We start from the raw sequence: 11,632 nt of genomic DNA, 5'->3' as shown, positions 1-11,632 counted from the left end.
CGGATGGATTTCGAATCGATTAGAGCATGGTTTACCATTGAGAATTTGATGAATCTTATCCAGGAATACCGAGCCCTTGGTCCCATTCCTGTCATATTGCTTATTGTTATTGAAGCCTTTTTGCCGTTTCTCCCTCTATTTTTGTTTGTAATGGCTAATGCCAGTGCTTTTGGGCTTTGGCTGGGTTTTTTATATTCTTGGCTTGGTGCTTGCATTGGCGCATTACTGGTATTTTCTTTAATCCGAAAATATGGACAAAAAAGGCTATTGTCTTTTTTACCTAATCACCCGAAGGTTCGTAAATTAATGGACTGGGTTGACAGGCATGGCTTCGGTCCTCTCTTCATATTACTATGTTTTCCCTTTACACCCTCGGCTGTCGTGAATATTGTCGCCGGACTTTCGAAAATCAGGATTGCTCAATATATGCTTGCGGTATGTATTGGAAAACTGGTGATGATTTTCACTCTAAGCTTTGTGGGTTATGACATTCATTCCTTGATAACACAGCCGTATCGAACGGTTATTGTATTAATTGTTATTTTCATCCTGTGGTATGTAGGTAAACGAATCGAGATTAGATTGAATAAACCTTTAGAAAATGTCCATACTGGAGAAATAGATAGAATGAAAGAACAGGAGAAACGGAGGAGGAATGTCGGTGAAGATTGAATGGAAACAAGAAGGAATGGAATGGGTGAAGGCTTTTGCCATTGGAATCATCATTTTTGCTTTTATTCGAACCTTTTTCTTTTCAAATTATGTAGTTGAAGGCGAGTCTATGATGCCAACTCTTCAGGACGGGAATAAGCTGGTAGTGAACAAGCTTGGATACCAAGTCGGAGAATTACATCGTTTTGACGTGATTGTTTTTCACGCAAATGAAAAAGAAGATTTTGTGAAACGAATTATTGGATTGCCTGGCGATAAAATTGAATATCGTGATGATACCCTATACATTAACGGGCATAAGTATGATGAGCCATTTTTGAATGTGTATAAACAAAAATCACCCGGTGTGAAAATAACAGGCGATTTCAGTTTAAAAGAAATTACCGGTGTAGAATCGGTGCCTAACGGAAAATTATTTGTACTCGGGGACAACCGACTAGGCAGCTGGGACAGCCGACATTTTGGCTTTATTTCTGCACACCAGGTTGTCGGTAAAGTGGATCTACGCTACTGGCCATTAAACGAAATGGACGTGCACTTTTAAGTGAATATTGATCGAATAACTCTGTTGATTGGAGCGGAAATCAACAGACATATAATAGGAAAACACGATTTTGCAATCGTGTTTTTTTATTACCAATTTTGGTATGAATCTGTTTGCAGCAAACCAAACGTTTGTACTCATATTATGTTAGAATGAAAGATACAGAGTTTTGAAGGGATAGGGAAGGAGAGGTTAATGCATGTCATTAAGAATGGTAATTGGGCGATCAGGAAGCGGAAAAACGACGATGTTTTTTGACGAAATTCATAATCAACTATTGGAAGACCCGAAAGGGAATCCCATTATTTATATTGTTCCAGAACAGATGACCTTTTTGTCTGAATACCGTTTGGCCGTAAATCCAGAGATTGGCGGAATGATCCGGGCCCAGGTGTTTAGCTTTTCTCGCTTGGCATGGCGCATACTCCAAGAGACTGGCGGAATAAGCCGGGTTCATCTAAGTAGTGTCGGGATGAGTATGCTAATCCGGAAAATAATTGAAGAACAAAAGGATCAATTAAGATTGTTCCACCGGGCGGCAGATAAGAGTGGCTTTGTCCAGCAGCTAGAACAAATGATTACAGAATTTAAGCGTTATTGTATTCGTCCAGAAGAGCTAATTCAAGATTCACTAAAGTCCGAGGGGTCCTCAAAAGCCCTGCAGGATAAGTTGAATGATTTAGAGCTTATTTATCATAAATTTGAGGACGAGGTTTTTGGAAAGTACATTGATTCGGAAGATTATTTTCGACTTCTTGCTGAGAAAGTACAAGCCTCAGATTATCTAAAAGAGGCTGAAATCTATATAGACGGCTTTTATAACTTTTCACCACAGGAATATCAGGTTATTCAGGAATTAATGAAGCATTGTAAACGCGTTTCGGTCGCCTTGACAACCGATCGGATATTGTTGGATTCTGTGCCGGACGAATTGGAATTGTTCCGTTTATCTAGTGATGCCTGCTTTTCCATTTATGAAATAGCAAAAGCCGGCAGAATCGAAATCGAACGACCTATCGTCCTAAAAGAACAAAAAAAATGGCAAACGAAGTCATTAGCTCATTTAGAGGAAAAATTTGATGTCCGACCAGCGGAAGCTTTTGATGGGGAACCAACGATTACAATTTTTCAGGCAGTAAATCGACGCGCTGAAATAGAGGGAATTGCAAGAGAAATTCGCCAATTAGTTCGAACAAAGGGCTACCGCTATCGAGATATTGCGGTATTAATAAGAAATGGTGCAGATTATCATGAGACAGTTGAACCCGTTTTCGCTGATTATCAGATTCCTTATTTTATCGACCAGAAAAGGACAATGCTAAACCACCCTCTTATTGAACTAATTCGTTCAAGCCTGGAAGTAATTAATTCTTTTTGGCGCTACGAGTCTGTTTTCAGGGTAATAAAAACCGAATTAATCTACCCTTTGCAAGATAGTCCCGCAAAAATGCGAGAGAAGCTTGATAAATTGGAAAACTATGTATTAGCTTATGGGATAAACGGCAGTAAGTGGACGAAAAAGGATCGATGGAGTTATCGGCGAATAAGAGCATTGGAAATGGAAAAGAATGTTCAAACAGATGCAGAAAAAGAAATGGAGCAGGAATTAAATGAGCTAAAACTTATGATAACTGCTCCAATACTGCGCCTTACCCGCCGTTTGAAAAAGGCAGATACAGGAAGAAAGCTATGTGAAGCCGTTTATTTATTTTTAGAGGAGTTAGATATTCCTGCGAAGCTGGAAAACTGGAAAATAGCGGCTGAAGAGCAAGGGAATTTAGTAAGAGCAAGAGAACACGAACAGGTGTGGAATTCTGTAATTGATTTACTTGATCAATATGTTGAAATATTGGGAGAAGAGCCTGTTTCTTTAAAAACGTTTGCTTCCATTTTAGAAACAGGTTTTGAATCGATGCGTTTTTCTCTAATTCCACCTGCACTCGACCAAGTAATAATTGGAGATTTGGAGAAATCACGCTTGACTGAAATCAAGGTGGTTTTTGTAGTGGGCGTTAATGAAGGCGTCTTACCTGGTAAAATTTCTGATGATGGAATTTTAGCAGACGAAGATAGAGAAATGCTATTTAACGCAGGCATTAAGGTGGCTCCTAGCAGCCGGACACGGCTGCTGGATGAGAACTTCTTGGCCTATAAAGCTTTTACGGCACCCTCCGAAATCTTATACGTTAGTTATCCCTTAGCAAATGATGAAGGAAAAGCTTTGATTCCCTCTTCGTATATTAAAAGAATAAAAGATATGTTTCCAGACGTCCGAGAGGATTTCTATGTTACAGACCCTGCTGAATTAACGGAGGAGGGGCAATTAGGCTTTGTATCTAATGTAACAACTGCCTTATCCTATCTTAATTCTCAGCTGCAATTGAACAAACGTCATTATCCGATTTCTGATTTATGGTGGGATGTTTATAACTTTTACATGAATAGCAAGTGGAAGGGACAGGCTTTTAAAGTATTCTCAAGTCTTTTTTACACCAATCAGACTGTGAAACTTTCAGAAGAAGTAGCTGATGAACTATATGGTGAAGCAATCCAGGCAAGTGTTTCCAGAATGGAACTTTATAATGGTTGTGCTTTCTCACATTTCGCCCAGCATGGGCTAAAACTTCGTGAGCGGCAGGTATTCCGTTTAGAGGCACCCGACATTGGGGAATTATTTCATGCTGCTTTAAAGCAGATTGCGGATATCGTCAATGAGCAAAATTTAACATGGGCGCAGTTAACGCGACAGCAATGTGAGGAACTTTCAAAAGAAGCAGTTAAGACATTGGCACCTAAGCTTCAAAATGAAATCCTTCTCAGTTCGGAGCGCCATCTTTATATCAAGCGGAAATTGGAGCAAATTATTACTCGTGCTTCTCTTGTTTTAAGCGAGCACGCAAAAGTCAGCGGATTCTCGCCAATCGGCTTAGAATTAGCCTTTGGTCCGAATGGGAAACTGCCACCGTTGTCCTTTACATTGAAAAATGGGAAAAGGATGGAATTGGCGGGGAGGATTGACCGGGTTGACCAAGCAAAAGGTGAAGCTGACCAAGTCTTTTTACGAGTAATTGATTACAAATCCAGCGAAAAGGATGTCAATTTAACGGAAGTGTATTATGGCCTTGCGCTGCAAATGTTAACCTATCTTGATATTGTTATGACACATTCAAAAGAGTTGGTAGAGATGCAAGCAAGTCCAGCTGGAGTTCTCTATTTTCATGTTCATAATCCATTCATTAATACTACCAAAATGCTGACAATCGATGAAATTGAAAATCAAATCTTGAAAAAATTTAAAATGAATGGGTTAATGCTGAGTGATGAAAAGGTCATCCGCTTGATGGACCAAACCCTTGAATCCGGAGATTCGCAAATAATTGCTGCTGGCATTAAGAAGGACGGCAATTTGTCCAAAAAATCTAAGGTTGCGAGTTTAAATGAATTCAACAATCTCAAAGAGCATGTCCGTAAGTTATATCAAAAAACAGGAAATGCCATTATCGATGGCGAGATTGGCATCACACCTTACAAACTTAAGGATAAAACACCTTGTACATTTTGCGCCTATAAATCAGTATGTCAATTTGATGAATCGATTGAAAACAATCAATACAGAATTCTAACACCATATTCGAAGGAAGAGGTATTTGGATTAATACGGAAGGAGGTTGATTCAAATGAGTAATTTTGTTATTCCGCCAAAGCCGGAAAACGTGACATGGACTGATGACCAGTGGAAAGCAATTATGGCGAGAGATAAAGATATTCTTGTCGCCGCAGCGGCAGGGTCAGGAAAAACTGCTGTTTTAGTCGAGAGAATCATTCGAAAAATTCTTTCTGAGGAGAATCCTATCGATGTTGATGAATTATTAGTCGTGACATTTACAAATGCTTCGGCTGCTGAGATGCGCCACCGGATTGGTGAAGCATTGGAAAAAGCAATCGATGCTGATCCAGGTTCTCGACATTTACGAAAACAACTCAGCTTATTAAATAAAGCCTCCATTTCAACACTTCATTCTTTTTGCATGGAGGTAATCCGGAAATACTATTATTTAATCGATGTAGACCCAGGATTTAGAATCGCGGATGAAACTGAAGCGCAATTAATCAGGGATGAAGTAATGGACGAGTTGTTCGAAGAAGAATATGGAAAAGGCGAGAATGAAGTGTTTTTTAATTTGGTCGATTCATTTACGAGTGATCGGAGTGATTCGGCATTAATGGATATTGTTCGGTCCATTTATGATTTTGCCAGGTCCAATCCCCTCCCTGATGAATACCTGCATGGTATTGTTTCCATGTATGATGTTGGCGGGATTACCAATATCGAAGAACTTCCTTTTATCCATGCGCTTCTTTTTGATATTGAATTACAGTTAGAAGCTGCCAAGGAAATGATTAAAAAGGGATTGGAACTGACAAAACTGCCAGGAGGTCCCTTCCCTAGGGCAGAAAATTTTATTGATGATTTACAGGTCATTGATACGCTTATTTTAGCTAAACAAGATTCATGGGCAGTTCTATATCAGGCAATGCAGAACTGGTCATTTTCTACTGCCAAAAGGCTGAAAAAGGGCGAATATGATGAAAGAATGACAGAAAAGGCACAAAAGCTCCGGGAAAAGGCAAAGAAGAAAATTCAGGATATTAAAGAAGAACTTTTTTCCCGAAAGCCGGAATGTTTTTTACGTGATATGGTGGAAATGCTGCCTCTAATTGAAACACTTGTCCATCTCGTTAAAGAATTTTCCGTGCGGTTTGAAAAAGCAAAAAAAGTGAAAGGACTGGTGGATTATGCGGATTTGGAGCATTATTGCCTAGATATTTTAACTGGTCATATTTCTCCAGAAGGAGAATTTTTCCCCTCAGAAGCAGCCCTCGCTTTTCGAAATCATTTTAAAGAGGTCTATTGTGATGAATATCAGGACACGAATATGGTCCAGGAAACGATTTTAAAGCTAGTTGCTAAGCCGGAGGAGGAAAACGGCAACCTATTTATGGTCGGGGATGTTAAGCAATCGATTTACCGCTTTCGCTTAGCTGAGCCAAATTTGTTTTTAGGAAAATACAATCGATTCCGGCTTGATGGTGACTTGACAGGTCTTAAAATCGATTTAGCCCAGAATTTCCGCAGCCGAAAAGAAGTCCTCGATGCCACCAATTATTTATTTAAACAAATTATGGGTGTTAAGGTCGGGGAAATTGCATATGACGAAGCTGCAGAATTAAAAAATGGTGCACCGTATCCCGAGGAAGTTCCCTTTCCAGTAGAGGTTATGATTATTGACCAAACAGCAGAAACAGTGGAATCGACTTCAGGCAGCGAAGATGAATTCAATGCTGAGGCGCCTGAATTTGATCAGGCAGATCTTGAGCAGTCTCAGCTGGAGGCGAGAGTAATCGCCGCCAAAATAAAGGAATTAGTTGCAGAAGGAGCACCAGTTTATAATACCAAAACGAAATCGGAACGGCCTATAATGTATCGGGATATCGTCATTCTCCTCCGTTCCATGACGTGGGCACCCCAAATTATGGAGGAATTCAAGCAACAAGGAATTCCAATTTACGCCAATTTATCCACCGGCTATTTTGAAGCTACCGAAGTGGCAATAATGCTTTCGCTGCTCCGAGTTATTGATAATCCTTACCAGGACATTCCTTTAGCGTCCGTGCTGCGTTCGCCAATCGTTGGTTTAAATGAAGAAGAGTTATCAAAGATTTGCATTCATCAGAAAAGAGGATCTTTTTGGGAGGCTGTTTCTGCTTTTTGCCGGAGTAGGGCGGCCGAAAGCAATGAAGCTTTTTATGAAAAAGTGCGTCTGTTTTATGACTATTTAAAAGTTTGGCGGGAATTAGCACGTCAAGGCTCGCTTTCCGAATTAATCTGGCAGCTTTATCGGGACACCCAGTTTTATGATTTTGTTGGGGGCCTCCCAGGAGGAAAACAGAGGCAGGCGAATTTGCGGGCCTTTTATGACAGAGCGCGCGGTTATGAACAAACCTCCTTTCGCGGATTGTTCCGCTTTTTACGATTCGTAGAACGAATGATGGAAAGAGGGGATGACCTAGGTGCAGCAAGAGCACTTGGGGAGCAGGAGGATGTTGTGAGGATCATGACGATTCACAGCAGTAAAGGATTGGAATTTCCAGTGGTGTTTATGGCTGGTATGGCACGAAATTTTAATATGATGGATATACGAAAACCATATATGCTTGATAAGGAATTCGGATTTGCCGCAAAGTATGTTAATGCTGAAAAAAGAATTTCCTATCCGTCTCTGCCGCAAATTGCTTTTAAGCGAAAAAAGAAAATGGAAATGCTTGCAGAAGAAATGCGGGTGTTATATGTAGCGATGACAAGAGCGAAGGAAAAGCTTTATATGACAGCCACATTAAAAGAAGCGATAAAAAAGATTGAACAATGGATAGACATGTCCATGAATCAAGATTGGCTGTTAAAGGATTATGAGCGTGCAAGCAGCACGAGTTATATTGACTGGATAGGACCCGCCTTGATCCGTCATCAGAACGGTCAGGTATTAAGCCCTTCCGCTGAGGCAAGAGGGTTTATACCGGAGGAAATTACACATCATCCCTCCTGTTGGAAAATTTCCATCATGTCTGCGGAAGATATAAGAAAACAGGAATTAACTTTGGAAATGGAAGAGGATCATTACTTAGAATTGGTTCAAAAGGGAAATGACGTTCCGGTAACTTCTGCTTATTCAGAAGAAATTAGCTTGAGATTAGCGTGGGAATATTTATACCCAAATGCGGCATCTCATCGCTCTAAGCAAACCGTCTCCGAAATGAAACGCCAGCGGGAGATAGCTGACGAGCAAAGTGGTACAGACCTTGTTCGCCGGATTAAAAAGCCAATTTTAAAACGGCCTAAATTTATGCAGGAAAAGTCATTGAGTCCTGCTGAGCGCGGTACTGCCATGCACATGGTGATGCAGCACGTGGATTTGACAAAGCCTATAACGAATGAGTCCGTTCACAATCAGCTAGTCTGGATGGTTCAAAATGAATTATTAACGGAGGAGCAAGCGGGAATTATCGACACCAATTTAATTTGTCAATTTTTTAAAACAGAGTTGGGACAAAAATATTTTTCTGCTAAGTCTATATATAGAGAAATTCCGTTTACACTTTCACTGCCAGCACATGAAGTTTATCCAGATTGGAAGGACGAGAATGAATCTGTGTTTGTCCAAGGGATTATCGACTGCATCCTTGAAGATGAGCGTGGTCTAATCTTAATTGATTATAAATCCGATGGAATTAATGACAGATATAAGGGCGGTTTTGATCAGGCTAAACCAATTCTTGAAAAAAGATACAGGCTGCAAATTGACATTTATTCAAAAGCTATTGAACAAATTTGGCGAAGAAAGGTTTCGCAGAGGTATTTATTTTTCTTCGACGGGGCTCATATTTTAAGACTTGATTAAAATACAAAAAATGACATAGACCAATGTATTGGTTTATGTCATTTTTTAATTATTCCCCGCAATTGGCTGGTCAATTAAATTGGTATCAAGTACATTTGTACCACTAAGCCCGTTATTGGTTATAATGATTCCACCAGTATTAAATGCTCCCGAGCCGGCTGCGGTTTTGGAACCGGATTTAGGTGAAATGTAGACGGTGTCCCCGAATTGTACAATTCCGCCGGCGACATTCACAATTTGGACTGGGCCAATAATGGCTGGCATGATATACATCCTTTTTAATTAAGATATAAGATAACATATGCGTATCTCATAGATCCTGTTCATGGCCAAACAGAAGTTCATGTCGTATGTGTTTAACCCTGGCCTCCAATGATACATTTTTAGTATTGCCAACATGTAAAATGGATGAATTGGAAAAACCGATTATATCCATGTTTTGAACTTTTATCAGAGGATTGGTATTATGGGCGGTAAAGTAAAGTGCTTCATTTATTGGCAGGAATGGAATAGGTTTGGTAGATATACTATAGGAAGACATATTGCCCTCATTCCCAAAAAATATTTCAGCTTCCCTTTGAACAGCAAGAGCGCGGGAAAATCCATTAATAATACAGGAATCGCCAAGCTGAAGAATTGAGGAGAAAGATGCAATCATTACTTTAAGGTGATCAACACTAGATAGTCGCTGTAGCATAGCCAGGTGTCACATCCGCCGCCAATGGAACAAAAGGTCCAATGATTAATGATTCTGCCGGTGTGTCAAATGCAGATGCTAACTGGATGGTCTCGGTATCACCTACCATGACTAACGAGGAACTGGAGACGCCGGTAATTTTAATGTCTCCGACACAAAGATTCCGGTTATAGACTTCAAATATCATTCGTTTTTCATTCCTTTCACATTTTCTGGGATATTACTTAGAAAAATAAATACCCCGTTTTGGATCTCCTGCTTTAATAATTCAATGATTTGGTCGTCGTGTAACTGATTATTTTCAGAGTTCTCTTTCGACCTCATATTTTTTAAATGATAATCTATTCTGTTAGGAAGTTGTTTTAAAATATCTTCTTTGATAAAGGAAAGATAGGATTCATTTGGTGGGATGGCTAATTTATTTTGAGTATTTTCAATTATTTGTGGTAAATCCAACTCCAAATATTGATAAATAGCTTCCTCAATTTTAATGGACCTCTGCATTTTTGATTGTGGAGATAATGGAGTGTTTAAAGATTGATTTTGAACAGCAAAGTCCTCAATTCCCGCTAAATCATTAGGATTTAAGCCAATGTTTAATGTACCTTCGAGAGTTTCTACCTTTAATTGATCGAATTTATATTCAATTTTATCGACATGGATGGATTGTTTTTCATTTAATTTTTTTATTTCATCCCGCATCATTAAAATCGTTTGTTCTAATGCCGTGATTCGATTTTCTTGAGCCTGAATACATTTTTGCAGCCATTGAAGATATTGGTAATAATCTTGATACATTAAATCACCTCGCTATAACTCCTTATTCAATACTTCCTAACCGTACTGGTGCTTGCAGCGGCACAGAGGGAGCAAGTAGTAATTGTGAGGATGGTGCCCCGCTTGTAATTTCACCAGGTTTAATAGTAGGCGGTGCTGGTTTGGTGAATCCTCCTGTATTAGATAAATAAGCTGCTGATTTAATAATTCCGGCACTCCCTATTTGCAGGACGGAGGAATTGGTAATGCCGCCAATTTTGATAAAATTAATCTGGATATTCTGCTGAATATAAAAGTTCATCAATACCCCCCCAATTATTACAGGTTAAAGGAAATTGGCTGGTCAATCGTATCTGGATCATAGGTATTTGTTGTACTTAATTGGTTATTAACATCTAATATATCGCCTGTATTAAAAGAGCCTGCGCCGGAGAATGTTTTGGCTGCAGCAAATGGCATGATTTTATAGACATCTCCAATATGGAAAACAGAGCTGCTTCCAAGTGTTATGACCTGTGCAACTCCAACAATTGCTGGCATGTTCAACACCCTTTTTTTTTTTATATCTTTACATTCTATGATTGGGCGGGTGTAATGTGATTCTTTCGCCCAAATAAAGTTTTTTATCAAAGGCTCTTTTCGTAAAAAATGTTGCTTTTGGGGCTTAATTAAGGGTATTTACTAAGTTGTTAGGCCATTTTCGCAAAAGTTCTTACGGAAAGATTCCACGAAGAATCTAGTTATACCGGTTGATGAACTTTTACGAAAAACAACAATCTTTTTGAAAATAGCCTTTTCAAAAAAACAATAAAATGAGTCAAAATGACTATTGTTTAAAGTTATAAATGATAGATTAGTAGGATATTATATGAGGTAAATTTCTACTATGATGATTATTAGAACAGTCGAAAATAAATTTACTGATTCTCGATAAAGGCAAAACTGATGAAAATCAGTGACGCAAAGCTAAAGGGGCTAAAGTGCATCAGCACTATGCCAGCCAGTTCCCGAAAGAGGAGGTCGACTGAATGGGCCTATTACTGCGCATTCAAGAACAAAGTAATCAAACCGATGGAGGATTGAAAAAAGAGATTTCTTCCTCTGGAAATCAAACATCTACTCCAAAGCTCAAGATGCTAACACCTTTTCATGCATTTGGGCCAATTAAATCACTTTTAATGGATACGGATGTTACAGAAGTTTTGGTGAATGGACCAAACGAAGTGTACTGTGAACGGAATGGTAAAATATTATTAACTCCTATTCAATTCCGTAATAACGATCATTTATTAAGCGTAGTAAAAAAAATTGGCACCACTTTCGGAAGAAAAATCGACGAAAGTTCACCTGTTATTGATTTTATGCTGCCGAATGAGGGACATGTTATTGCTATGATTCCACCAATTGTTTCAAACGGGCCAATGATAACAATAAAAAAACTCAAAAAAATTTCTGACATGAGTTAGTAACAATTTCATATTAATT

The 11,632-nt window shown here is 39.1% G+C and carries 11 protein-coding genes and 1 riboswitch; of the genes, 5 read left to right on the top strand and 6 right to left on the bottom strand.

Annotated features, from left to right (window positions below; all coding sequences use genetic code 11):
- Positions 1–3 precede the first annotated feature (3 nt).
- From ACIFOT_RS12880 to addA, 4 genes are all read left to right on the top strand, one after another.
- Complete coding sequence (locus ACIFOT_RS12880) at positions 4–672, top strand: TVP38/TMEM64 family protein (RefSeq protein ID WP_430065037.1); 669 nt, start codon at positions 4–6, stop codon at positions 670–672.
- Positions 662–1,216 (top strand): signal peptidase I, encoded by a 555-nt coding sequence (lepB, locus tag ACIFOT_RS12875; RefSeq protein ID WP_430065035.1) that lies wholly within the window; start codon positions 662–664, stop codon positions 1,214–1,216. The genes ACIFOT_RS12880 and lepB overlap by 11 nt, the downstream gene beginning before the upstream one ends.
- 199 nt (positions 1,217–1,415) lie before the next feature.
- Positions 1,416–4,901, top strand: coding sequence for a helicase-exonuclease AddAB subunit AddB (gene addB, locus ACIFOT_RS12870; RefSeq protein ID WP_430065033.1), 3,486 nt, complete (start codon positions 1,416–1,418; stop codon positions 4,899–4,901).
- A complete protein-coding gene (gene addA / locus ACIFOT_RS12865) occupies positions 4,894–8,673 on the top strand; it encodes a helicase-exonuclease AddAB subunit AddA (protein WP_430065031.1) in 3,780 nt (1,259 codons plus the stop codon). The genes addB and addA overlap by 8 nt, the downstream gene beginning before the upstream one ends.
- 45 nt (positions 8,674–8,718) lie before the next feature.
- On the opposite strand, the gene ACIFOT_RS12860 is transcribed toward addA, so the two are convergent.
- Genes ACIFOT_RS12860 through ACIFOT_RS12835 form a run of 6 tightly spaced genes read right to left on the bottom strand, consistent with a single transcriptional unit; the run spans position 8,719 to position 10,687 of the window.
- Positions 8,719–8,937, bottom strand: a complete 219-nt coding sequence (locus ACIFOT_RS12860) for a spore germination protein (protein ID WP_430065029.1) — start codon at positions 8,935–8,937, stop codon at positions 8,719–8,721.
- Between the two features lie 46 nt (positions 8,938–8,983).
- Positions 8,984–9,370, bottom strand: coding sequence for a spore germination protein GerPE (locus ACIFOT_RS12855; RefSeq protein WP_430065027.1), 387 nt, complete (start codon positions 9,368–9,370; stop codon positions 8,984–8,986).
- Positions 9,351–9,557 (bottom strand): spore gernimation protein GerPD, encoded by a 207-nt coding sequence (locus ACIFOT_RS12850; RefSeq protein ID WP_430065025.1) that lies wholly within the window; start codon positions 9,555–9,557, stop codon positions 9,351–9,353. The genes ACIFOT_RS12855 and ACIFOT_RS12850 overlap by 20 nt, the downstream gene beginning before the upstream one ends.
- Positions 9,554–10,168 (bottom strand): spore germination protein GerPC, encoded by a 615-nt coding sequence (gene gerPC, locus ACIFOT_RS12845; protein WP_430065023.1) that lies wholly within the window; start codon positions 10,166–10,168, stop codon positions 9,554–9,556. The genes ACIFOT_RS12850 and gerPC overlap by 4 nt, the downstream gene beginning before the upstream one ends.
- A 22-nt stretch (positions 10,169–10,190) precedes the next feature.
- Complete coding sequence (locus tag ACIFOT_RS12840; protein WP_430065021.1) at positions 10,191–10,448, bottom strand: spore germination protein GerPB; 258 nt, start codon at positions 10,446–10,448, stop codon at positions 10,191–10,193.
- A 17-nt stretch (positions 10,449–10,465) separates the two neighbouring features.
- Positions 10,466–10,687: a spore germination protein gene (locus ACIFOT_RS12835; RefSeq protein ID WP_430065019.1), complete on the bottom strand. Its 222-nt coding sequence runs from the start codon at positions 10,685–10,687 to the stop codon at positions 10,466–10,468.
- 385 nt (positions 10,688–11,072) lie between these two features.
- Positions 11,073–11,159: riboswitch (cyclic di-GMP riboswitch) on the top strand.
- A gap of 16 nt (positions 11,160–11,175) precedes the next feature.
- Between ACIFOT_RS12835 and ACIFOT_RS12830 the strand changes: the two genes are divergently transcribed.
- The gene (locus ACIFOT_RS12830; protein WP_430065017.1) at positions 11,176–11,613 is read left to right on the top strand and encodes a hypothetical protein; all 438 of its coding nucleotides are present in this window, start codon (positions 11,176–11,178) and stop codon (positions 11,611–11,613) included.
- The last annotated feature ends 19 nt before the right edge of the window (positions 11,614–11,632 follow it).

This window comes from Neobacillus sp. NRS-1170, from assembly GCF_050468025.1.
This window is presented reverse-complemented; position numbering and strand designations above follow the sequence as displayed.